The organism is Mesorhizobium sp. B2-8-9 (genome assembly GCF_006439475.1).
GTDB lineage: Bacteria > Pseudomonadota > Alphaproteobacteria > Rhizobiales > Rhizobiaceae > Mesorhizobium.
In genome coordinates, this window is record NZ_VFTQ01000003.1 from 182,523 (window position 1) to 203,050 (window position 20,528).

The 20,528-nt window shown below is 63.9% G+C and carries 23 protein-coding genes and 1 other RNA gene; 17 read left to right on the forward strand and 7 right to left on the reverse strand.

Going from position 1 to position 20,528, the window contains the following annotated elements; all coding sequences use genetic code 11:
* Window positions 1-19: 19 nt before the first annotated feature.
* Window positions 20-577, reverse strand: coding sequence for an AAA family ATPase (locus FJ423_RS05215; RefSeq protein ID WP_140839810.1), 558 nt, complete (start codon window positions 575-577; stop codon window positions 20-22).
* 100 nt (window positions 578-677) lie between these two features.
* Window positions 678-1,038: a transfer-messenger RNA gene (gene ssrA, locus FJ423_RS05220) on the reverse strand.
* A gap of 166 nt (window positions 1,039-1,204) precedes the next feature.
* Here ssrA and FJ423_RS05225 point away from each other — a divergent pair.
* From FJ423_RS05225 to FJ423_RS05255, 6 genes are all read left to right on the forward strand, one after another.
* Window positions 1,205-1,516: a DUF2853 family protein gene (locus FJ423_RS05225; protein ID WP_042644091.1), complete on the forward strand. Its 312-nt coding sequence runs from the start codon at window positions 1,205-1,207 to the stop codon at window positions 1,514-1,516.
* 143 nt (window positions 1,517-1,659) lie between these two features.
* Window positions 1,660-2,454 (forward strand): thymidylate synthase, encoded by a 795-nt coding sequence (locus FJ423_RS05230; protein WP_140839812.1) that lies wholly within the window; start codon window positions 1,660-1,662, stop codon window positions 2,452-2,454.
* 387 nt (window positions 2,455-2,841) lie between these two features.
* Window positions 2,842-3,636, forward strand: a complete 795-nt coding sequence (gene modA, locus FJ423_RS05240) for a molybdate ABC transporter substrate-binding protein (RefSeq protein ID WP_140839814.1) — start codon at window positions 2,842-2,844, stop codon at window positions 3,634-3,636.
* 22 nt (window positions 3,637-3,658) lie between these two features.
* A complete protein-coding gene (gene modB, locus FJ423_RS05245) occupies window positions 3,659-4,363 on the forward strand; it encodes a molybdate ABC transporter permease subunit (protein WP_140839816.1) in 705 nt (234 codons plus the stop codon).
* A complete protein-coding gene (gene modC / locus FJ423_RS05250; RefSeq protein WP_140839818.1) occupies window positions 4,360-5,472 on the forward strand; it encodes a molybdenum ABC transporter ATP-binding protein in 1,113 nt (370 codons plus the stop codon). Before modB ends, modC begins: the two co-directional genes overlap by 4 nt.
* Before the next feature lie 88 nt (window positions 5,473-5,560).
* A complete protein-coding gene (locus tag FJ423_RS05255) occupies window positions 5,561-5,902 on the forward strand; it encodes a winged helix-turn-helix domain-containing protein (RefSeq protein WP_140839820.1) in 342 nt (113 codons plus the stop codon).
* Window positions 5,903-6,040: 138 nt separating this feature from the next.
* Here the strand turns inward: FJ423_RS05255 and cobF are convergent, their stop codons facing one another.
* Window positions 6,041-6,805, reverse strand: a complete 765-nt coding sequence (gene cobF, locus FJ423_RS05260) for a precorrin-6A synthase (deacetylating) (RefSeq protein WP_095764772.1) — start codon at window positions 6,803-6,805, stop codon at window positions 6,041-6,043.
* A 143-nt stretch (window positions 6,806-6,948) separates the two neighbouring features.
* On the opposite strand from cobF, the gene FJ423_RS05265 reads away from it, so the two are divergent.
* The 6 genes from FJ423_RS05265 (at window position 6,949) to FJ423_RS05290 (ending at window position 12,649) form a co-directional block, all read left to right on the forward strand.
* Entirely contained in the window at window positions 6,949-7,962 is a 1,014-nt protein-coding gene (locus FJ423_RS05265; RefSeq protein ID WP_140839822.1) for a DUF4424 domain-containing protein, read from the forward strand.
* Complete coding sequence (locus FJ423_RS05270; protein WP_140839824.1) at window positions 7,962-8,480, forward strand: dihydrofolate reductase; 519 nt, start codon at window positions 7,962-7,964, stop codon at window positions 8,478-8,480. Before FJ423_RS05265 ends, FJ423_RS05270 begins: the two co-directional genes overlap by 1 nt.
* Window positions 8,481-8,727: 247 nt before the next feature.
* On the forward strand, window positions 8,728-9,843 hold the full coding sequence (gene hflK / locus FJ423_RS05275; protein WP_140839826.1) for an FtsH protease activity modulator HflK: 1,116 nt from the start codon (window positions 8,728-8,730) through the stop codon (window positions 9,841-9,843).
* Window positions 9,843-10,793, forward strand: a complete 951-nt coding sequence (locus tag FJ423_RS05280) for a protease modulator HflC (RefSeq protein WP_140839828.1) — start codon at window positions 9,843-9,845, stop codon at window positions 10,791-10,793. Before hflK ends, FJ423_RS05280 begins: the two co-directional genes overlap by 1 nt.
* Before the next feature lie 5 nt (window positions 10,794-10,798).
* Window positions 10,799-10,984: a DUF2065 family protein gene (locus FJ423_RS05285; protein ID WP_140839830.1), complete on the forward strand. Its 186-nt coding sequence runs from the start codon at window positions 10,799-10,801 to the stop codon at window positions 10,982-10,984.
* A gap of 147 nt (window positions 10,985-11,131) precedes the next feature.
* Window positions 11,132-12,649: a DegQ family serine endoprotease gene (locus tag FJ423_RS05290; RefSeq protein WP_140545373.1), complete on the forward strand. Its 1,518-nt coding sequence runs from the start codon at window positions 11,132-11,134 to the stop codon at window positions 12,647-12,649.
* Window positions 12,650-12,695: 46 nt separating this feature from the next.
* On the opposite strand, the gene FJ423_RS05295 is transcribed toward FJ423_RS05290, so the two are convergent.
* A complete protein-coding gene (locus FJ423_RS05295; protein WP_140839832.1) occupies window positions 12,696-13,268 on the reverse strand; it encodes a GNAT family N-acetyltransferase in 573 nt (190 codons plus the stop codon).
* Complete coding sequence (serB, locus tag FJ423_RS05300; protein ID WP_140839834.1) at window positions 13,265-14,152, reverse strand: phosphoserine phosphatase SerB; 888 nt, start codon at window positions 14,150-14,152, stop codon at window positions 13,265-13,267. Before serB ends, FJ423_RS05295 begins: the two co-directional genes overlap by 4 nt.
* Here serB and miaA point away from each other — a divergent pair.
* Window positions 14,142-15,086, forward strand: coding sequence for a tRNA (adenosine(37)-N6)-dimethylallyltransferase MiaA (miaA, locus tag FJ423_RS05305; RefSeq protein ID WP_140840098.1), 945 nt, complete (start codon window positions 14,142-14,144; stop codon window positions 15,084-15,086). The genes serB and miaA overlap by 11 nt on opposite strands.
* Before the next feature lie 125 nt (window positions 15,087-15,211).
* Entirely contained in the window at window positions 15,212-16,003 is a 792-nt protein-coding gene (locus FJ423_RS05310) for a GGDEF domain-containing protein (RefSeq protein ID WP_140839836.1), read from the forward strand.
* Window positions 16,004-16,173: 170 nt separating this feature from the next.
* Here FJ423_RS05310 and FJ423_RS05315 read toward each other — a convergent pair whose 3' ends face one another.
* Window positions 16,174-18,006, reverse strand: coding sequence for an ATP-binding protein (locus FJ423_RS05315; protein WP_140839838.1), 1,833 nt, complete (start codon window positions 18,004-18,006; stop codon window positions 16,174-16,176).
* Window positions 18,007-18,158: 152 nt separating this feature from the next.
* On the opposite strand from FJ423_RS05315, the gene FJ423_RS05320 reads away from it, so the two are divergent.
* Genes FJ423_RS05320 through FJ423_RS05330 form a run of 3 tightly spaced genes read left to right on the forward strand, consistent with a single transcriptional unit; the run spans window position 18,159 to window position 19,617 of the window.
* A complete protein-coding gene (locus tag FJ423_RS05320; RefSeq protein ID WP_140839840.1) occupies window positions 18,159-18,725 on the forward strand; it encodes an XRE family transcriptional regulator in 567 nt (188 codons plus the stop codon).
* Window positions 18,726-18,730: 5 nt separating this feature from the next.
* Complete coding sequence (locus FJ423_RS05325; protein WP_140839842.1) at window positions 18,731-19,039, forward strand: hypothetical protein; 309 nt, start codon at window positions 18,731-18,733, stop codon at window positions 19,037-19,039.
* A 38-nt stretch (window positions 19,040-19,077) separates the two neighbouring features.
* Window positions 19,078-19,617 (forward strand): GNAT family N-acetyltransferase, encoded by a 540-nt coding sequence (locus FJ423_RS05330; protein ID WP_140839844.1) that lies wholly within the window; start codon window positions 19,078-19,080, stop codon window positions 19,615-19,617.
* Here FJ423_RS05330 and FJ423_RS05335 read toward each other — a convergent pair.
* Window positions 19,609-20,493 (reverse strand): LysR family transcriptional regulator, encoded by an 885-nt coding sequence (locus FJ423_RS05335; RefSeq protein WP_140839846.1) that lies wholly within the window; start codon window positions 20,491-20,493, stop codon window positions 19,609-19,611. The genes FJ423_RS05330 and FJ423_RS05335 overlap by 9 nt on opposite strands.
* Window positions 20,494-20,528 lie beyond the last annotated feature (35 nt).

Genomic DNA, 20,528 nt, shown 5'->3' on the forward strand with positions numbered 1-20,528 from the left:
GGGTCGATCCCGGCCTTTTTCATGTTCCTGGCGAAGCTGTTTGATCGAGGACGAAGCGCACCCGTTCATCGACCGGAGCGAGAGGCAACGGCACCAGGTCGTAGCCGAGCTCCGCATAGACGCCCGTCACCGACCGGAATGTGCGCTCGGCTTCGTCGAGCGTTTGCCGGCGCTCCTCGTCCTGAATGAAAATCTCCGGCCATGGCGGGGCGACGAAGATGCGGCGCGCGTAGCGGAATTTTTCAGCCGCGCTCGTGATGTGGTCCGGCACCGGCAGGCCGCAGAGCCTGAGATAGCCGATCGTGTCGGGCGCGCCGCGGTCGAAGAACACCTGGCCGGACTCGGCACGAGCGGCTTGCCAGGAGCGCAGCTCCCAAGACAGCATCAGCTCGGCAAAGAGCGAGCGCTCCCGCCAGGGAAGGGCAGGGCCGCCGATGGCCATCTGGTCGCGGATGATGCCGCGCCCGGCTTCGGGCGCGGTCGCGAAGCCTTGGGCCCGCAGCGCCTCGATCAGCGTGGTCTTGCCGGAGCCGGGGCCGCCGGTCAGCACGAAAAATCGATCGGTATCGTCTTGCATCGCCTGTCCATGGATGATGGGCGGCAAGGCTGTGCCCGCGCATCAGGCGCCGGACCAGCCTTGGCCGTTCGGTTGATTGGGGAGAAGCAAGGAGGGGGAAGGTGGAGGTTTCTGTTGCCAGGTACCTCCGAACCCCGCCTAGAAGTGCGAACCCCTAGGGCTTGATTTGAAGCGTTCGCGCCGCATTAAGCAGCGAGACGAGCTTCCGCATAGTTGTCGTTGGCAACTATAAGTTTAGCCCGATAACGGTGGTACAATGCCGGGCAAAAGTACGATCTTTACACCTTCGTCGATCCTATTTCGCCCCCAGCAAAAGCCGCTCCGTCAGCCAGAGCGGTTTTTGGTGGAGGCGCCGGGTACCGCCCCCGGGTCCGAACGGCTTATTTCATCGCCTGTTTATCGCCATAGTCGGTCAAGCCGACGAACCGTATATAGGGAGCGGCGAAGGAAAAATAAAGGCCAAAACCGGCGCTTAACCGGTTGTGCCAAACGGCAGCCAGGGTTGACTTGCGCGCCTACTCAATCAAATCTCGCTGGCGGTGAGGAGTCTCTGACCTAGCGCACAGGTTGCGCGGCGCGCCACAACCCTCATCGATCGGATCCGTGGCGCCGACGAGGGGAAGTTTGATGGCCGACTATCTTGCGGATGTGAAGAAATATGATGCCGGCGCCAGCGCCGACGCGGTCGATAAGATCGTCAAGCATCTGGGCATTGCTCTCAGGAACCGCGATTCCTCGCTGGTGTCCTGCACCGACCCGAAGGAACTCGACCGCGTGCGGGAGAACTGGATCGGCAAGAAGCTCGGCATTGCCGATGCCGCAAAGGCCAACGCCTCGATCGAGAAGACCTGCAAGGCGATGCAGGCCGACAACACCAAGAGCCGCGTGACCTTCTATTATCTGGTTGCCAAGGATCTCGGCAAACTCGGCTCGCTGTAGGGCATAGCCATTCCGGTGGCCGGCACGAAACAGTGCCGGCTCCGTGGGCTTTTGGCGCGATCCGCATTTGCCGCCCGCTTTGCGGTGTTCGACCGGCTGTCGGTCGGGTATGATTGCCTGTCATCCGAATCGAGGCAGAGCCGATGCGCCCATATCTCGACCTGTTGAAGCATGTGCTGGAGACCGGTGCCGACCGTGGCGACCGTACCGGGACAGGCACGCGCTCGGTGTTCGGCTACCAGATGCGCTTCGACCTTTCGCGCGGCTTTCCGGTCACGACCACCAAGAAGCTGCATCTGAAGTCGATCATCCACGAGCTTTTGTGGTTTCTGGCCGGCGACACCAACATCAAATATCTCAACGATCATGGGGTCACCATCTGGGACGAATGGGCCGACGAGAACGGCGATCTCGGGCCGGTCTATGGCAAGCAATGGCGCTCATGGCCGGACGGGCGTGGCGGCGAGATCGACCAGATTGCGGGCCTTTTGAAGGAGATACGCCGGAATCCCAACTCGCGCCGGCTGATCGTCTCGGCCTGGAACCCGGCCGAAGTCGAGGCGATGGCGCTGCCGCCCTGCCACTGCCTGTTCCAGTTCTATGTTTCGGAAGGCCGGCTCTCGTGCCAGCTTTACCAGCGCTCGGGCGATATTTTCCTCGGCGTGCCGTTCAACATCGCCTCCTATGCCTTGCTCACCCTCATGGTGGCGCAGGTCACCGGGCTGAAGCCCGGCGACTTCGTTCACACGCTGGGCGATGCGCATCTTTATTCGAACCATTTCGAGCAGGCGCGCGAGCAGCTGCGGCGCACGCCCAAGGCCTTGCCGACGATGTGGATCAATCCGGAAGTGAAGGACCTCTTCGCCTTCCGCTTCGAGGATTTCCGCCTCGAGAATTATTTCGCGGATGCAAATATCAAGGCGCCCATCGCGGTATGAGCCAGTTTTCGGCCTGGTCGATGCCAACCATGACGTCCGAGGCCTTGATCATCGCATAGCCCCCTGCTTGCCCTTCTCGAGCGCGAGGTCGGCGACCGCTTGGTGATTGACGCGGTGACTGACGCGTCGCCGCCGATGTCGATCTGACATGCGAAGCGGTGGCTTCCCTTGACGATCTCGGTCACCTTACCCCTTGAGGTGTTGCAGGCGCTGATCTTCATGCGTCTTTCCTTGAGCTTCGCCCCTTCCATTTTGCATTCACCGTAGGCTGAGATCGCGCCGGCGCACAATGCCGCGACAGGTGAAAAGCCTTCCCTTGTTATGTTCATACGGATATATCGGTCCAAGGCTTTTGGCGGTACGGATTTGAAACCAGGGAGAGACTTCATGACGGGCAAGGGTTTCGGGTTGAAGACGATCGCCATTGGCGGTCTGGCGGCAATGCTGATGACGGCGGTGCCGGCGGCCCATGCCGACGACAAGGTCGTCGTGTTTGCCGCGGCCAGCCTCAAGGAAGCGCTCGACGCGGTCAACAAGGCATGCGAGCCGGAAGTCGGCGAAGCAGCGACCATTTCCTACGCGGCGAGCTCGGCTCTGGCCAAGCAGATCGAAGGCGGCGCGCCGGCCGATATCTTCGTCTCGGCCGACCTCGACTGGATGAAATATCTCTCCGACAAGAAGCTGACCAAGCCTGATACCGAAGTGAAGCTGCTCGGCAACCAGATCGTGCTGGTGGCGCCGAAGGATTCCGCGGTCGAGACCAAGATCGAGAAGGGCTTCGACCTCGCCAAGCTGATCGGCGACGGCAGGCTTGCCATGGGCGATCTCAAGGCCGTGCCGGCCGGCAAATACGGCAAGGCGGCGTTGGAATCGCTGGGCGTCTGGTCGTCCGTCGAGGGCAAGATCGCGCAGGCCGAGAATGTGCGTGCAGCTCTCAAGCTGGTGTCGACGGGCGAGGCGGCTCTGGGCATCGTCTACGCCACCGACGCGCATGCCGAAAAGGGCGTCAAGGTCGTCGGCACCTTCCCGGAAGATTCGCATCCGCCGATCATCTACCCGATTGCCCAGACCGCCGATTCGAAGGACAAGGATGCAGCGGCCTTCCTGAAATGCGTCGAGTCGGCCAAGGCCACCGACCTGTTCAAGGAGCAGGGCTTCACGGTCCTCGCACCGAGCAACTGAGAAAGACCGCACAAACACAATCATGAACTGGCTGCTGGACCTCACTCCCGACGAATGGAATGCGGTCCGGCTGTCGATCAAGGTGGCAACGGTGGCGATGATCGCCAGCTTGCCGCCAGGCGTCCTGATCGCGCTCCTGCTCGCGCGGGGGCGTTTCTGGGGCAAGACGCTGCTCAACGGGCTGGTACATCTGCCTCTGATCCTGCCGCCGGTGGTGACCGGCTATCTGCTCTTGTTCACCTTCGGCCGGCGCGGGCCGGCCGGCGCTTTCCTTGCCGAGCATTTCGGCATTGTCTTCTCGTTCCGCTGGACGGGTGCGGCACTGGCCTGCGGGGTCATGGGCTTCCCGTTGATGGTGCGCGCCATCCGACTGTCGATCGAGGCGGTCGACCGCAAGATGGAGGCCGCCGCCGGCACGCTTGGCGCCAATCCGCTCTGGGTGTTCGCCACCATCACGCTGCCGCTGATCCTGCCCGGACTGATCGCAGGCGCGATCCTTTCCTTCGCCAAGGCGATGGGCGAATTCGGCGCCACCATCACCTTCGTCTCCAACATCCCCAACGAAACGCAGACGCTGCCCTCGGCGATCTACACCTTCACGCAGGTGCCGGGTGGCGATGAAGGCGCGCTCAGGCTGACGCTGATCTCGATCGTCATCTCGATGGTCGCGCTCATCGCCTCGGAAGTGCTGGCGCGGCGCGTCGGCCGGCGGATGGACATCGAATGACGCTCTCGGTCGACATCCGCCATCGCCTCGGCGATTTCGCCGTGGAAGCCCGTTTCGAGAGCGCCGGCCGGCTGACGGCGCTGTTCGGGCCCTCCGGCTCGGGCAAGTCGACGCTGATCAACCTGATCGCCGGCCTGATCCGTCCGGACAAGGGACTTATCTCGGTCGATGGCAATGTGCTGGGCGACACCGCCGCGCGCATCTTCGTGCCCATGCACAAGCGGCGCATCGGCATGGTGTTCCAGGATGCGCAACTGTTCCCGCATATGAGCGTCGCCGGCAATCTGCGCTACGGCCGCTGGTTCACGCCGCCTTCCGAGCGCTACGCCAAGATGGATGCGGTGGTCGACCTGCTCGGCATCGGTCACCTGCTCGACCGGCGGCCGGCGAAACTGTCGGGCGGCGAAAGGCAGCGCGTCGCAATCGGCCGCGCGCTGCTTGCCAGCCCGAAACTGCTTCTGATGGACGAACCGCTCGCCTCGCTCGACGAAGCGCGCAAGGCCGAGATCCTGCCTTACATCGAACGGCTGCGGGACGAGACGAAGATCCCGATCGTCTATGTCAGCCATTCCGTCGCCGAGGTGGCGCGGCTGGCGAGCGACGTGGTGGTGCTTTCGCAGGGCAAGGTTGCGGCCGCGGGGCCGACCGAGGCGATCATGCGGCGGCTCGACCTGTTGCCGGCGGAGGAGCGCGGCGAGGGCGGTGCGGTGCTCGACACCAAGGTGCTGCGTCACGACGAGGTCTTCGGCATGACGGTGCTTGCCTCGCAGGCCGGCGAAATCCGCGTGCCGAAACTGGCGCGGGCGGCGGGCGCTCCGGTGCGCATTCGCATCCGGGCCCGCGACGTGATGGTCGCCACCGAGAAACCCGCCGGCCTCAGCGCGCTCAATATACTGTCGGGAACGATCGTCAGCATGAAGCCGGGCGAGGGGCCCGAGGTCGAAATCGGCATCGATTGCCATGGCGCGGTTGTGATCGCGCGGATCACCGAGCAATCGCGGCAGGCGCTTGGCCTCAAGCTGGGAAGCCAGGTCTTCGCGGTCATCAAGACGGTGAGCTTCGATCGCGCAAACACCGGCGCCGGCCTGCCTGCCGAAGTCGGCGTTTGAGGATCTCGATCATGTCGCTATGTATATTTGGAATAGCGCGTCCTTCCCATAGGGACTATTGTCGTGCGGTGGAATCCGAGGAGATGAAATGCCGTCGCTCAGCCTGCGGATAAATCTCGACCCCGATGGCCGGATCGGCCCGGGCAAGATCGAATTGCTGGAGCAGATCGCCGCCTTCGGCTCGATCTCGGCTGCGGCGCGCGGCATGGAGATGTCCTACAAGCATGCCTGGGATCTGGTCGAGGACATGAACCGCGTGTTCGGCAAGCCGCTGGTCGCGGCGCAGACCGGCGGCCGCAAGGGCGGCGGCGCGCAATTGACATCGGCGGGTTTGGCGGTCGTCAGCCGGTTTCGCGCCATAGAGCGCGCCGCTTCATCGGCCGCCGCCGTCCATATGCAGGCTCTGCAGGCGGAGATCGATGCTGGATGAGGGGAGTAGGAGAGTAGGAGAGTAGGAGAGTAGGAGAGTAGGAGAGTAGGAGAGTAGGAGAGTAGGAGAGTAGGATGTGATGTCCTGGCCGCCTGCGCATGCGATGTGCGCTCCCTATTGCCTTACTCCCCTACTCCCTTACTCCCCTGATTTTCTCAGCAGATAAATGTCCATGATCCAGCCCTTCTTTCGTCTGGCGTCTTCACGAACCCTTTCGATTTCGGCACCGACGTCGCCCAGGCGTCCGGAGATGACGATCTCGTCGGGCGTGCCGAGATAGGCGCCCCACTGGATAAGGACGTCCTTGTCGGCAAGCGTGTTGAAGGCGCATTTGCCGTCGAGCATGACGACGGTGGAGCCGGCATTGGCTGGCAGTCCTTCTTCGGTTAACCGGCGACCGGTCGTCACCAGGATCGAATCGCCGATGCGGTTGAGCGCGGTCGCGTGGGCGGCGGCCAGCGCCTGGATCGCGGTGATGCCGGGGATGACCTCGAGCTCGAAACCGACATTGCCTCTCAGGCGCACGCGCTCGAGGATGCGCAGCGCGCTGTCATAGAGCGACGGATCGCCCCAGATCAGGAACGCGCCGCAGCCATCTTCGGCAAGCTCGTCGCGGATCAGAGCCTCATAGATCTCGGCGATCGCTTCGTGCCAGTCGTCGACTGTCACACGATAGGACGATGTCGGTTCGGCCCGAACCGGCACATCGAACTCGACCCGGCGCGATTTCGGATTGGTGACGAAGCGGTCGCAGATCTGCCGGCGCAGATCGGCAAGATCGTTCTTCTTCGCTCCCTTGTCGGGAATGAACAGCGCGTCGGCGCGGTTCAGGCCGTCGATGGCCTGGACCGTCATGTGGTCGGGATTGCCGGCGCCGATGCCGATGACGAGAAGCTTGCGCATGGCGATCTCCTGCCCGATCGGCGACGCGGTGTCCAGAAGTACCCGTATCCGGTGGCGAAGGGCTTTGAAACGCTATCTTGAAACGGGTAGATGGAAGAGCGCATCCGGCTGATCCGGGTATCGCGGCACAGAGGAGGGGGTCCATGTTACGCACCGTAACGACCGCAGCGCTTGTAATAACGGCCGCTCCGGCCTTCGCCAATGATTCCGTCGCCGAGCTCGGCACAGGCGGGCTGATCCTGTCGCGCAGCGACGCCGTCGCCATGCAGAGCGAGGACCTTTTCATCTCGCCGGAGAAGGTGACGGTCGACTATGTCTTCCGCAACAACACCGACAAGGATGTCAGCTCCATAGTCGCGTTCCCGATGCCCGACATCGAGGGCGATCCGAACGAGATGCCGGCAATCCCGGAGGCTCAGAGCGATAATTTCCTCGGCTTCGAGGTGACGATCGACGGCGTCGATGCGAAGCCGCAGCTGGAGCAAAAGGCGCTGGCGCTCGGCATCGACATCACCGCTGACCTCAAGGCGCAGAACGTGCCGCTCTATCCATTCGGCGGCGCCGCCAAGGCGGCGCTGGCGAAGCTGCCCAAGGATATCGCCAAGGACTGGGAAGATCGCGGCATCATCATCGAAGATACCGCCGATGACGGCTCGGGCATGCAAACCACCTTTGCGCCGTTCTGGCAGCTGCGCTCGACCTACTGGTGGCGCTCGACCTTCCCGGCCAACAAGGAGGTTCATGTCTCGCACCGCTACAAGCCCAGCGTCGGGGGCACCTCCTCGGTCAGCTTTTTCTATGATGGGCAGTTCCAGGGCCAGTATGCGGCCTACAAGACCCGCTATTGCATCGATCAGACGTTCGAGAACGCGGTGCGCAAGGCGGCCAAGGCAAATCCGGACGGTTATCCGAAATATTACGAGAGCCGCATCGCCTATATCCTGACCACCGGCGGCAACTGGGCGGCCGGGACGATTGGCAATTTCAAGCTCACTATCGACAAGGGCAGCCCAAAAAACCTCGTCTCCTTTTGCGGCGACAATGTCAAAAAGGTCGGGCCGACGACGTTCGAGGTCACCGCGAAGGATTTTTATCCCGAGCACGATATCGACATCCTTCTGCTTGAGCCGTCGGACAATGGCGGGAACGGCGGCTGATGGATATCGCGATCTATGTCGCCATCGCCGAAAACGGCGTGATCGGCCGCGAAGGCGGCCTGCCGTGGCGGCTTTCCACCGATCTCAAGCGCTTCAAGGCCGACACGATGGGCAAGCCGATCATCATGGGCCGCAAGACCTATGAAGGCATCGGCCGGCCGCTGCCCGGCCGGCTCAATATCGTGGTGACGCGCGACAAGGCCTGGCGCGCCGAGGGCATCGAGGTGGCCCACTCGCTGGATGACGCGATCGCGCTCGCCAAGGTGCGCGGCCGCTGCATGGCGGGAGCGGAGGAGATCTGCGTGGTCGGTGGCGGCGAGATCTATGCCCAGGCCTTACCGCTTGCCGACCGGCTGCATGTGACCCATGTGCTGGCCAGCGTCGATGGCGATGCGCATTTCCCGCCGATCGATCCAAGCATCTGGCAGGTCGTCAGCGCCGAGGATTTTCCTGCCGGCCAGAAAGACAGCCACGCCACGCGTTACACCGTTTACGAGCGCCGGCGCGACGATCGTTGACGACGACAAAGGGTCGCTACCCGTCCAAATCGCACGGGGACGATGGCACATCGCGTTGAAAGCGGGTCAAGGCGTCCCTATAGAAGAACGGTGTTGCAGCGGCGCGCGTCCAACCGGACGCGCAACAGGCCGCCGTAATACTTTGATTTTGGGGCATGATTCCTTTTCGAAAACCGATATGGGTTTTCGTGGTCATGCGCTAGGATTGCGCCGCAAGGCCTGAGGGAACCGAAGCGAAAGGACATTCATGCCCTGGAACGACAAGAGCGGTGGCGGCGGCCCATGGGGCGGCGGCGGCAATCAGGGGCCCTGGGGGCAGGGACCGAAAGGGCCAAGCGGCCCGCAGGGTTCGCCCCCCGATCTCGAGGACATCATCCGCCGCGGCCAGGACAGGCTGCGACGCGCGCTTCCGGGCGGCGGCGGCGCGAGCCCGGCCGTGCTCGGGCTGATCGCGGTGGCGCTCATCGTGCTGTGGGCCTTCAAGGCGATCTACACCGTGCAGCCCGACGAGGTTGCGGTCGAACTGCGCTTCGGCCAGCCGAAGTCCGAGCTTTCGCAGCCGGGCCTGCATTTCCACTGGTGGCCGATCGAAACGGTCGAGACCGCCAAGATCTCCGAGCAGCTCGTCAGCATCGGCGGCGGGTCGAGCAGCGGCTCCGGGCTGATGCTCTCCGGCGACCAGAACATCGTCAACGTGCAGTTCTCGGTAGCCTACCAGGTCTCCGATCCCAAAGCCTATCTGTTCGATGTTTCAGATCCTGACGGCATGCTGACCCAGGTCGCCGAGAGCGCCATGCGCGAAGTCGTCGGCCGGCGGCCGGCGCAGGACATCTTCCGCGACGACCGTCAGGGGATCGCAACCGGGGTGCGCGAGATCATCCAGGGCACGCTCGACGGCTACAAGACCGGTCTCCAGGTCAACGCAGTCTCGATCGAGGACGCAGCGCCCCCGCGCGAGGTGGCCGACGCGTTCGACGAGGTGCAGCGCGCCGAGCAGGACGAGGACAAGTTCGTCGAGCAGGCCAACCAGTATTCCAACCAGAAGCTCGGCCAGGCGCGCGGCCAGGCGGCTCAGGTCCGCGAGGACGCCGCCGCCTACAAGAACCGCGTGGTGCAGGAGGCGGAAGGCGAGGCGCAGCGCTTCATCTCCGTCTACAACGAATATGCCAAGGCGCCCGACGTCACGCGCAAGCGCCTCTACCTCGAAACCATGGAGAAGATCCTGAAGGACTCCAACAAGGTCGTCGTCGAGCAGGGGAACGGTCAGGGCGTGCTGCCTTACCTGCCGCTGCCGGCTTTGCAGCCGAAAGCGCAGCCGGCGCCGGCCCCGCTGAGCGGCGTCACGACGGGAGGCAACCAGTGATGGCCAACCGTCTTCCCATCATCGCCGTCATCGCGGCTGTCCTTCTGTTCCTGCTCTACTCCGCGGTGTTCGTCGTCAATGCCGGCCAGCAGGCGATCGTGCTCAGGTTCGGCGAGATCATCGACGTCAAGAACGAGCCCGGCATCTACTTCAAGGCGCCGTTCGCCTTCTTCGATGCCGACAGCGTGCAGATGGTCGAGAAGCGGGTGATGCGCTTCGACCTCGACAACATCCGCGTCCAGGTCTCGGGCGGCAAGTTCTACGAGGTCGACGCCTTCATCGCCTATCGCATCTCGGATCCGCGCACGTTCCGCGCGGCGGTGTCCGGTCAGGTTGAACTGGCCGAGGCACGGCTGCGGACACGTCTCGATGCGGCGCTGCGCCGTGTCTACGGCCTGCGCGACTTCGAGGCCGCGCTTTCGGAGGAACGCGGCGTCATGATGCGCGAGGTGCGCGATCAGCTTCGCCCCGATGCGACCTCGCTCGGCCTCGACATCGAGGATGTGCGCATCCGCCGGACCGACCTGACGGCGGAGGTCTCGCAGCAGACCTATGACCGCATGAAGGCCGAGCGCCTGGCGGAAGCCGAGCGTCTGAGGGCGCGCGGCAACGAGGCCGCACAGCGCATCAGGGCGCGGGCCGACCGCGAGGTCGTCGAGATCGTCGCCGAGGCGCAGAAGGAATCGGAAATCCTGCGCGGTGAGGGCGAGGCGCAGCGCAGCGCGACCTTTGCGGACGCCTATAAGCGCGATCCGGCCTTCTTCGATTTCTATCGCTCGATGAATGCCTACGGCACGGCGCTGGACAGCACCGGAACGACTATGGTGCTCTCGCCCGAATCCGAGTTCTTCCGCTACTTCCGCGATCCGGGCAGCAAGCCTCAGCCCGGACAGCCGGCCGCGCCCGCGACGTCTGCCGCACCGGCCGCGCAACCCAGCACCGCCCAGTAGCGGCGGTGCAGGACTTTGTCGCGGCGATCGGGCTGGTCCTGGTGATAGAGGGCCTGGTCTATGGCGGGTTTCCGGGCCTTGCCCGGAAACTGGCGAGCGAAATGCAGTCGATGCCCGAGAACGCGCTGCGGTTCGGAGGATTGGCGGCAATCGCGGTTGGCGTCGCCATTGTGTGGCTGGCTCGCGGCTGATGAAATTCATTGGTGCCGCGGCGACGGACGATTTATCCTGAGAAGACGGGCATAGCCGCAAACGTGCCGTATTTCTTGCCAACATGAACCGGACAGGGCGTATTTGCGGAAAACGCCTGTCCTTTTCAGACACACCGGGAGGCCACGATGATATCCGACACCCTGTTGCGCGCGGCGCGGCGCATGGTCTTCGCCGGCGCCACCGCATTCGCGGTCGGCATTGTTGCCGTCCCGTCCTTCGTCACACCGACGATCGCCTCCGACGGGCCGCCCTCGGTCGCCGATCTCGCCGAGCGCCTGCTTGGCGCGGTGGTCAACATCTCGACCTCGCAGACGGTGAAAGGCACGGAAGGGCCGGGCGCGGTGCCGATGCCGCAGCTGCCCGAGGGCTCCCCGTTCCAGGACTTCTTCGACGATTTCTTCAAGAACCGTGGCGGCGACAAGGGCGGCGCCGGGCAGAAAGTGCAGTCCCTCGGCTCCGGCTTCGTCGTCGACGCCGAACAGGGTATCGTGGTGACCAACAACCACGTCATCGCCGATGCCGACGATATCGAAGTCAATTTCTCCGACGGCATCACGCTGAAGGCGACGCTCGTCGGCACCGACACCAAGACCGATGTCGCGGTGCTGAAGGTCGACCCCAAGGGTCACAAGCTGACGGCGGTGAAATTCGGCGATTCCACTAAGATGCGCGTCGGCGACTGGGTGATGGCGATCGGCAATCCGTTCGGCCTGGGCGGCACGGTGACGGTCGGCATCGTCTCGGCGCGCAACCGCGACATCAATTCCGGCCCCTATGACGACTTCATCCAGACCGACGCCGCCATCAACCGCGGCAATTCCGGCGGCCCGCTGTTCAATGCCGAGGGCGAGGTCATCGGCATCAACACGGCGATCATCTCGCCGTCGGGTGGCTCGATCGGCATCGGTTTTTCCATCCCCTCGCAGCTTGCCGCCGGCGTCGTCGACCAACTTCGCCAGTATGGCGAGACGCGGCGCGGCTGGCTTGGCGTGCGCATCCAGCCGGTGACGGCGGACATCGCCGAAAGCCTTGGCATGGCGACCGCAAAGGGCGCGCTGGTGGCCGGCGTCATCAAGGGCGGGCCGGTCGACAACGGTTCGGTGCAGGCCGGCGACGTCATCATCAAGTTCGACGGCAAGGATATCCATGAAATGCGCGACCTGCCGCGTGTCGTCGCCGAAAGCCCGGTCGGCAAGGCGGTCGACGTCGTCATCGTGCGCAAGGGCGTCGAGCAGACCGTCAAGGTGACGCTCGGACGGCTGGAGGACGGCGAGAAGCTGGCCAGCGGCGAGAACGGCAACACCGACCAGGACAAGGGCGACAAGGCGACGCCTCCGGTGTCGACGGCCTCGGTGCTCGGCATGACGGTCGGCGAGCTCAACGACCAGACACGGCAGAAGTTCGGCATCGCGGCCGATGTGTCCGGCGTGGTCATCACCGACGTCGCCAAGAATTCGGCGGCGGCCGAGCGCGGCATCCAGCCCGGCGAGGTGATCACCGAGATCGCGCAGGAATCGGTCGGCACGCCGAAGGACGTGATGGACCGGATCGGCGCGCTGAAGGAGCAGGGCCGCAAGAACGCGCTCTTGATGCTGGCGTCCAAGACCGGCGAACTGCGCTTCGTGACGATCCGGATGGATTGAGTCCGGAACGTCCGATAACCGATTGATGTTTCAATGAATAGGGCGGCTAGCGAGCCGCCCTTTTTCGTGCCTGCCAGTCGCGGCGCGACAGCCTGTAGAGGACATGCCGCTTGAGATGCGGATGGCTGTCGGGAACGCTCGGATGATCGAAATCGGCGCCCGCATCGGCTTGCATGCCGAGTCGCTTCATGACTGCGACCGAACGATGATTGTCGGCGACCGCGAACGATACGATTTCGTCGACGCCGAGCGTTTCGAAGCCATAGGCGAGCCAGGCTTCAGCCGCTTCGGTGACATAGCCCTTGCCCCAGAATTCCGGCGCCAGCCGCCAGCCGATCTCGATCGTGCCGTCCGGTAGCGATGGCACATCATCCGTATCCAGGAGACCGACGAAGCCGATGCATTCGCCGGTGGCCGCTATCTCGGCGGCGGCGAAGCCGTAGCCATCCTCCTCGATCCAGCCGCGGAATTCGTCCATCATGGCGTCGGCGGTCGCACGGTCGCGGCGGAACGGGAAGAATTCCATCACGCGCTCGTCGGAGTTGATGCGGTGGAAAAGCGCGCGGTCGCGCTCTTCCCAGTTGCGCAGGATCAGGCGCTCGGTGCGGATCGGCTTCATTCTGAAAACTCATCCCGGCGATAGCCCTGGAGATAGAGCAGCGCGGTCAGATCGCCGTGATCGATGCGGATGCGGGCCTGCTCGGCCACAACCGGCTTGGCGTGAAGCGCGATGCCAGTGCCGGCAAAACGGATCATATCGAGGTCGTTGGCGCCGTCCCCAACCGCAATTGCGTCCTCGGTGGTCAGTCCGAGCCTCTTCGCGATATCGAGCAGCGCTTCGGCCTTGGCGGCGCGGCCGAGGATCGGCTCGGCCACCATGCCGGTGAACGTGCCGTCTTTCTCGATCAGGCGGTTGGCGCGGTTTTCCTGAAAGCCCAGCATATCGGCGATGCGGCTGGTGAAGACGTCGAAGCCGCCGGAGACCAGCGCCGTCCAGGCGCCATGGGCGCGCATCGTTTGCACCAGCGCGCGGCCGCCGGCGGCGAGCGTCAGCCGGTTGGCGATGATGCGGTCGACCACGGCTGTGTCGAGACCTTTCAGCAAGGCGACGCGCTCGCGCAAGGCGGGCTCGAAGGCGATCTCGCCATTCATCGAGCGCGCGGTGATCGCCGCCACATGGTCCTTGACGCCGATCTCGTCGGCAAGCTCGTCGATGCATTCCTGGTCGATCATGGTCGAATCCATATCGGCGAGCAGGATCTTCTTGCGCCTGCCTTCGGCCGGTTGGACGATGACGTCGACCGGCTCGGAAGCCAGCGCCGCGCGCAGATTGGCGGTCATTTCGCCGATATCCGGCGTCTGCGGCAAAACGAGATCGCAGGCGACGTCCTCAGCCAGCCAATGAACGGCGCTTGCGCCGGCGGCCCGCAAGGCCATATTCGCAAGCGAGGCCGGCACGGCGCGGGCTTCTGGACGGGACACTAAAGTGGCGATCAGCGGCATCGAAGATTCCGGCAGGCAGGCGGGCGAAGGCCGCATCAAGAACGCGATCCTGATAGCCGGGCCGACAGCCAGCGGCAAGTCGGCGCTGGCGCTCGATCTCGCCGAACGCAATGGCGGGGTCATCGTCAACACCGATTCCATGCAGGGCTATTCGGTGCTCGATGTCCTGACGGCGCGGCCAAGCGCCGCCGAAATGGCACGCGTTCCGCATTTCCTTTACGGCCATGTCCATCCCGCCACCGCCTATTCCACCGGCGCCTGGCTGCGCGACGTGACAAGGCTGATCGACGACGGCGTGCTGTCTGGCCGTCCGGTCGTTTTCGCCGGCGGCACCGGGCTCTATTTCCGTGCGCTGGCCGAAGGCATCTCGGATATGCCGGACATTCCGGCGTCCGTCCGCGAGCGCTGGCGCTACGAGCTCAAGGAGCAAGGGGCCGAAAGGCTGCATCGCCTGCTGATGCACGAGGATTCGGCTATGGCCATGCAACTCAGGCCGACCGACGGCCAGCGTATCGTGCGGGCGCTCGAAGTGCTCGACGCCTCCGGGCGCTCGATCCTCGAATGGCAGGCGGTGCGCGGCCGGCCGCTAATCGATCGCGACAGCGCGCGCTTCCTGGTCATCGAGCCGGACCGCGAGCAACTGGTCCGGCGCATCGAGGCGCGTTTCGACCAGATGCTCGACAAGGGCGCTCTCGACGAAGTGCGTCGACTCACCGCGCTCGGCCTCGACCCGGACCTGCCGGCTATGAAAGCGATCGGCGTGCGGGAGCTGCAGGCGGCGATGGCCGGACAATCGGATTTTCCCGAAGCCATTGAGCGCGCCAAGATCGCGACCCGGCAATATGCCAAGCGCCAGTCGACATGGTTCAGGCATCAGCTGGGCGCGGAGTGGCGCAGGCTGCGGCCGGGCGACGAACCGGCTGTTCAGGACTGACTAAAAGCTTTTTCAATCAGCGCCTTAAAATCGCCGGCTCCAATTCTCGCCAAGGTTGTTCGGATTAACGGTCCGTAAGGTCGGCCATGCCATAACCTTTGGGGCTACAGTGCCGCGGGGAGTTGATGCGTTTCCATAAGGCGGAATCCGCATTTTTCGTCTTTATTTTTGTGATCCTGGCCGCGGGCCTGGTGACCTTCCATGCCTATGGCCAGTTGCAGGACATCGCCGCCGACCTCGATGCCGCATCGCGCGTCGACAGAATCGTCTATCTCAACAAACTTCTGTTCGTCACCGGGGCGCTGCTGGCAACCGCGCTGTTCTTCGGCACCTTCTTCATCTACCCGCTGATCCGCGGCCAGGTGCGGGAAGAAGGCAAGCTCAGGGCCATGACGGTTTCGCTCAGTGCCCGCTCGCAGACGCTCGAGCAGGCGGCGCTCACCGACAGTCTCACCGGAATGCAGAACCGCCGCTATTTCGATGATGCGCTGCGCGAATATCTCCACGAGTTTCGCCGCATCGACAGGCCGGTCGGGCTGATGATCCTCGATCTCGACCATTTCAAGCAGGTCAACGATACGCATGGCCATGACGTCGGCGACGAGGTGCTGAGGGCCGTCGCCACCTGCCTGCGGGGCATGACGCGATATCACGACGTGGTGGCGCGGCTGGGCGGCGAGGAGTTTGCCGTCGTCACCCCCAACATGGATGTCGAATTGCTGGCCAGGTTCGCCGAGCGCATCCGCAAGGCGGTCGCCAACATGTCGATCATGTCGGGCAATGTGCGGCTGAAGGTCACCACCAGCGTCGGCCTTGCCGTCTGGGACCACAAGGAGAGCGCGGAGGACTTCTACCGCCGCGCCGACCGCCAGCTCTATGAGGCGAAGAAGCAGGGCCGCAACCGCGTCTGCGCCTAAAATTCCGACATGAATTCATGAGGCCGGTCAACTGACGCGCCTTTCTCGACTTCCGGTGCTCACGGACTACATGTCCGCTCCGCTCCGGCTTCTCGAAAGCCACGTCATTCGATCCGGCCTGATGAATTCCTGTTCGGAATTTGGCTGTGCTTGCGAAGCTGATCGCAGGCTCAATCGTTGAGCTGGCGCATGCCGAAGGTCGAGGGCTTCAGGCCGTAGCGAGTGTCGAAGTCGTCGTCCGGCTGCACGCGCGCGGCGGTGGCCGGCTTCTTGTAGTCCGGGTCGCCGGCCTGGCGGGAGGAATCCACAGCCTCAGCGAAGGCCATGGCCTGCTGCGGTTTCGGCACGTTGCGCAGCCGCTCGACGATCATGGCGAGATCGACGTCGTTGCCATCCACGGAAGACTCGATCTTCTCGCCCTTGGCGGTGCCCGGGATGAACTCCTGCGGCAGCTTCTCGAACTTCAGCCGCATGGTGGTCGCCACGCCTTCGCCGAAGGCGATGGCTTCGCGCTGCCCCATCGAGGAGAGGAACGCCAAGGTCGAGGCCGAGGAATCGGCGATCGCCGAGCGGATGATGGCCTGATCCTGCTCGTTGGCAAGCCGCATGGCGAAGAAGGTCGAGCACTGCGACAGGATGGTCGGGTCGAGCTCGCCCGGACGCTGGGTGACGACGCCGAGATAGCAGCCATATTTGCGGCCTTCCTTGGCGATGCGCGACAGCGCGTGCCTTGTCGGCGCGAAGCCGAGACGCGGATCGGCCGGCATGTAGCGATGGGCTTCCTCGCAAAGCAGCAGCAGCTTCAGCCGGCCCTCGCTCCACAGCGCCAGGTCGAAGGCCAGGCGTGCCAGCACCGAGCAGACCGAATTGACGACTTCCGAAGGCATGCCCGCCATCTCGAAGCAGGTGACCGGGCGTCCATGGTTGGGGACGCGGAAAATGTTGCCGATCGTTTCGTGGATGGTGTCCTCGATCAGCCGCGAATTGAACATGAAGCGGTAGCGCGGATCGGCTGCCGCCGATTCGATGCGCGTTTTCAGCGACTTCAAGGTCGGGCGGTCGTTCTTGCTTTCGAGCATGCCCATGCGCTCGTCGATCTGCTTGATGAGATCAGCGACACGGTAGGGCACTGGCGTGTCCGCCGTCAGCGCGTCGCTGCCGCGCCTGACATAGGTGCCGGAATTCGGGTTGCGATAAAGGTTCTTGGCGGCGGGGATCAGGTCGCGCAGGACATCCACTTCCTCGGGCACCGTCTCGCGGCCGCGAAACAGCACTTCGGCGAACTCCTCCAGCCTGAACATCCAGAACGGCAGGTCGAGCGTCTTGGAATCGACCTTCACGCAATATTCCGGCAGCGAGGCGGCGAACTCGTTATGCGGGTCGAGGATGAGCACGCGCAGATCCGGACGCGCTTCGATCGTCTTGCGCAACAGCAGCGAGACAGCTGTCGACTTGCCGACACCGGTGGTGCCGACGATGGCGAAATGACGCGCCAGCGTGTCGTCGATGGCGATGTTGGCATCGATCGATTCATCCTGCGACAGGGTACCGATCGTCACTGAATGGCGCCCGGCCAGATCGTAGACCGCCTGCAGGTCGCGGGTTCGGATGCGGTGAGCAATGGCGCCGATATGCGGGTAGGTGGTGATGCCACGGTCGAACACCGGCTTGGCGCCGGGCTCGACGCCGTCGCGAACCTCGCCGACCAGTTCGACGCTGACTTCGATCGGATTCTGCCCTTCGTGGTTCCAGGCGCGATCCGATTTGCCGATGGCATAGACAAGGCCGACCGTTCGTGTCGAACCGAGATTGATGGAGATCATCTTACCGACGGTCCAAAGGCCGCTGATCGCGCCTTCGGTGTCTTCGGCATGGGCACTGATGGTTGCACGCGCGCCGTCGCATTGCACGACATTGCCCAGAATCCGCTTGTCGTTCTGCTGGATGTTGCGGCGCTCCTGCGAAGTCGGTTCGCCAACGGAGGCTTCGCGTTCGACAAACATGGCTGACCTGATCCCATTCCATGGAGCCTCGACCCTACCCAATCGGGGTTAAAGTCAGGTGAGGTCGGATGGTGTAGGCGGCGTTAAGCCTAGCGCGACAATTCGATCGACTAGCCTCTTTCCAGGCCGAGAAAATCCGATATATTGGACGAATGGATGATATATCGAATGGTATTACCGCCACGATCGGCAGGCGGATACGCTCCGAAAGAACGCTGAGGGGCTGGTCGCTTGCCGAATTGGCCGAGCGCTCGGACGTTTCGAAGGCGATGCTGAGCGCCATCGAACGCGGTACGACCAGTCCGACCGCGGCGCTTCTGGTGCGCATCGCGGCGGCCTTCGGCATGACGCTGTCGACGCTAATCGCGCGGGCCGAAATGCAAGGCGGCGGTATTTCGCGCCGGGACGAGCAGCCGATCTGGCAAGATCCGGCAACCGGGTACATCAGGCGGCATCTATCGCCGGCATCGCAGATGCCGCTGGAACTGGTCAGGGTCAGCCTTCCGGCAGGTGCCAGGGTCAGTCTGCCGGCGGCGTCCTATGCCTTCATCAAACAGCAGATATGGCTGATCGACGGAAGGCTGGATTTCACCGAGGGCGATGTGGTGCACCGGCTCGAGCCTGGCGACTGCCTGGCGCTGGGCGCGCCCTCGGATTGCGTATTTCATGCTCCCGGACCGGATGCGGCGGAGTATCTCGTGGCGCTGGTCAGGGACTGACTCCGATGTCTCGCCGGCCAAAACGCTCGCACAATGGCGGGCCGCCGCTCGACGACTATGACGGCCCGCCCTGGGGCAAGGGCGATGCCTACATTTTCCTCGCCTGGCGCGCCGCCCACGATAAGGCTTGGAAGGCGCCAAGCCACGCCGTCATGCTGATGCGGCTGGAGAGAGCCGAACGGCTCGGTCTGACCTACGAGGAATATACGCTCGAGATTTTGGAGCGCGGCCGTCATCTCAGCGAGGACGACGCCGACCGCATCGCCGAAATCAGGCGGGCGCGACGACGCAAACGCATCAGCCATTTCGAATGACCTCGTCAACGACATATCATCACCTGGAGAGCGCCAGCATGAACTCCCTTGAAATCCGGGCGTTGCGCGACGATGCAGCGACCATCGCTATGCTCACCGATCTGCTGATCGAGACGGTCGCCGCCGGCGGATCGGTGAGCTTCATGCATCCATTGTCGGCGGAGGCCGCGCGGGAATTCTGGCGCAAGTCGCTTGCCGCGGCGGCGCGCGGCGAAAGGGCGGTGCTGGGCCTATGGCAGGGCGAGGTGCTTGCCGGCACCGTCACGCTGTTGCTCGACTTCCCGCCCAACCAACCGCACCGCGCCGAGATCGCCAAGCTGATGACCGGCCGCGACTATCGCGGCAAAGGCATCGCGACCGCCCTGATGCGGGCAGCGGAGAAACTGGCCGTCGAGAAAGGCCGTACGCTGCTGGTGCTGGACACGGCCAGCGAAGAGGGCGCGGCCGGGCTTTATGAGAAACTTGGTTTCACCTTGGCCGGTGAGATCCCCGATTTCGCGCTCAAGCCACACGGCGGGCTCACCGGCACCCTCATCTACTGGAAACGGATCGGAGCAGCGGCCGACACGCTATCCTGAAATCCTGGCGATGCGCGACAGAAGCCAGCGGCGGAAATCCTGCTCGGCGCCGGAGAGCCGCGACGATGAGGGTCTCGTCAGGAAATGGCCCGACGGGCTCGAAAGCTCGAAATCCGAAAGCCTGACGAGAACCTTGTCCTTGAGGGCCGCGTCGATCAGCGGCCGCGAGCCAAGCAGCGCCCCGGCGCCGGCCTTCGCGGCTTCCATGGCGGCGACGAAACTGTCGAAGCGGTGCGAGCGCCGGGGATGGCCGGCAAGCCCCGCGGCGGCGAACCATTCCGCCCACATCTCGCGCGCGCCCGCCACCAGGAGAAGCGGCAACGACGTCCACTCGCCACCTTGGGCGAGCGGCGGAGCCGCGACCGGGACAAGCCGCTCGACGGTCAGCCGGTCGGCCTCGCGCCCGGGAAAGGATCCGTTGCCGAAACGTATGTCGAGCGCCGAGCCCGGCTGGTCGTAGTCGGCCGGCCGATGGATGGTCACCAGATCGAGCCGGATCTGCGGCAGCACCTTTGCCAGGTCCGGAAGAGCCGGGACCAGCACCAGCATCGCGAAAGAGATGGGGACGCGGATGCTGACGATCTGCACCGCACGCGGCTCGAACAGCTCGTTCGTGCTGTTGCCGATCGTCGCGAATGCCGACTGGATGTGCGGGAGATAGGCCGCACCTTCCGGCGACAGAGCCACGCCGCGCGCCAGACGCGCGAACAATCGCGTTTTGAGCCGCTCCTCCAGAAAACGGATGTGCTGGCTGACGGCGGCTTGCGTGAGTCCGAGCTCGGCGGCCGCGGCGGTGAAGTTCGACAGGCGGGCGGCCGCCTCGAAACTGCGCAGCCAGTCGAGCGGAGGTATCGCATCGAAAGTTCTTCCAGCCATCAGAAATTTAGCGCCATCACCCGAAAAACGATAAT

What these genes read in the sequence shown, in the direction of transcription:
- FJ423_RS05215 (WP_140839810.1), bottom strand. Translation starts at nt 577, where the DNA reads ATGCAAGACGATACCGATCGATTTTTCGTGCTGACCGGCGGCCCCGGC.
- FJ423_RS05225 (WP_042644091.1), top strand. Translation starts at nt 1,205, where the DNA reads ATGGCCGACTATCTTGCGGATGTGAAGAAATATGATGCCGGCGCCAGC.
- FJ423_RS05230 (WP_140839812.1), top strand. Translation starts at nt 1,660, where the DNA reads ATGCGCCCATATCTCGACCTGTTGAAGCATGTGCTGGAGACCGGTGCC.
- modA (WP_140839814.1), top strand. Translation starts at nt 2,842, where the DNA reads ATGACGGGCAAGGGTTTCGGGTTGAAGACGATCGCCATTGGCGGTCTG.
- modB (WP_140839816.1), top strand. Translation starts at nt 3,659, where the DNA reads ATGAACTGGCTGCTGGACCTCACTCCCGACGAATGGAATGCGGTCCGG.
- modC (WP_140839818.1), top strand. Translation starts at nt 4,360, where the DNA reads ATGACGCTCTCGGTCGACATCCGCCATCGCCTCGGCGATTTCGCCGTG.
- FJ423_RS05255 (WP_140839820.1), top strand. Translation starts at nt 5,561, where the DNA reads ATGCCGTCGCTCAGCCTGCGGATAAATCTCGACCCCGATGGCCGGATC.
- cobF (WP_095764772.1), bottom strand. Translation starts at nt 6,805, where the DNA reads ATGCGCAAGCTTCTCGTCATCGGCATCGGCGCCGGCAATCCCGACCAC.
- FJ423_RS05265 (WP_140839822.1), top strand. Translation starts at nt 6,949, where the DNA reads ATGTTACGCACCGTAACGACCGCAGCGCTTGTAATAACGGCCGCTCCG.
- FJ423_RS05270 (WP_140839824.1), top strand. Translation starts at nt 7,962, where the DNA reads ATGGATATCGCGATCTATGTCGCCATCGCCGAAAACGGCGTGATCGGC.
- hflK (WP_140839826.1), top strand. Translation starts at nt 8,728, where the DNA reads ATGCCCTGGAACGACAAGAGCGGTGGCGGCGGCCCATGGGGCGGCGGC.
- FJ423_RS05280 (WP_140839828.1), top strand. Translation starts at nt 9,843, where the DNA reads ATGGCCAACCGTCTTCCCATCATCGCCGTCATCGCGGCTGTCCTTCTG.
- FJ423_RS05290 (WP_140545373.1), top strand. Translation starts at nt 11,132, where the DNA reads ATGATATCCGACACCCTGTTGCGCGCGGCGCGGCGCATGGTCTTCGCC.
- FJ423_RS05295 (WP_140839832.1), bottom strand. Translation starts at nt 13,268, where the DNA reads ATGAAGCCGATCCGCACCGAGCGCCTGATCCTGCGCAACTGGGAAGAG.
- serB (WP_140839834.1), bottom strand. Translation starts at nt 14,152, where the DNA reads ATGCCGCTGATCGCCACTTTAGTGTCCCGTCCAGAAGCCCGCGCCGTG.
- FJ423_RS05310 (WP_140839836.1), top strand. Translation starts at nt 15,212, where the DNA reads ATGCGTTTCCATAAGGCGGAATCCGCATTTTTCGTCTTTATTTTTGTG.
- FJ423_RS05315 (WP_140839838.1), bottom strand. Translation starts at nt 18,006, where the DNA reads ATGTTTGTCGAACGCGAAGCCTCCGTTGGCGAACCGACTTCGCAGGAG.
- FJ423_RS05320 (WP_140839840.1), top strand. Translation starts at nt 18,159, where the DNA reads ATGGATGATATATCGAATGGTATTACCGCCACGATCGGCAGGCGGATA.
- FJ423_RS05325 (WP_140839842.1), top strand. Translation starts at nt 18,731, where the DNA reads ATGTCTCGCCGGCCAAAACGCTCGCACAATGGCGGGCCGCCGCTCGAC.
- FJ423_RS05330 (WP_140839844.1), top strand. Translation starts at nt 19,078, where the DNA reads ATGAACTCCCTTGAAATCCGGGCGTTGCGCGACGATGCAGCGACCATC.
- FJ423_RS05335 (WP_140839846.1), bottom strand. Translation starts at nt 20,493, where the DNA reads ATGGCTGGAAGAACTTTCGATGCGATACCTCCGCTCGACTGGCTGCGC.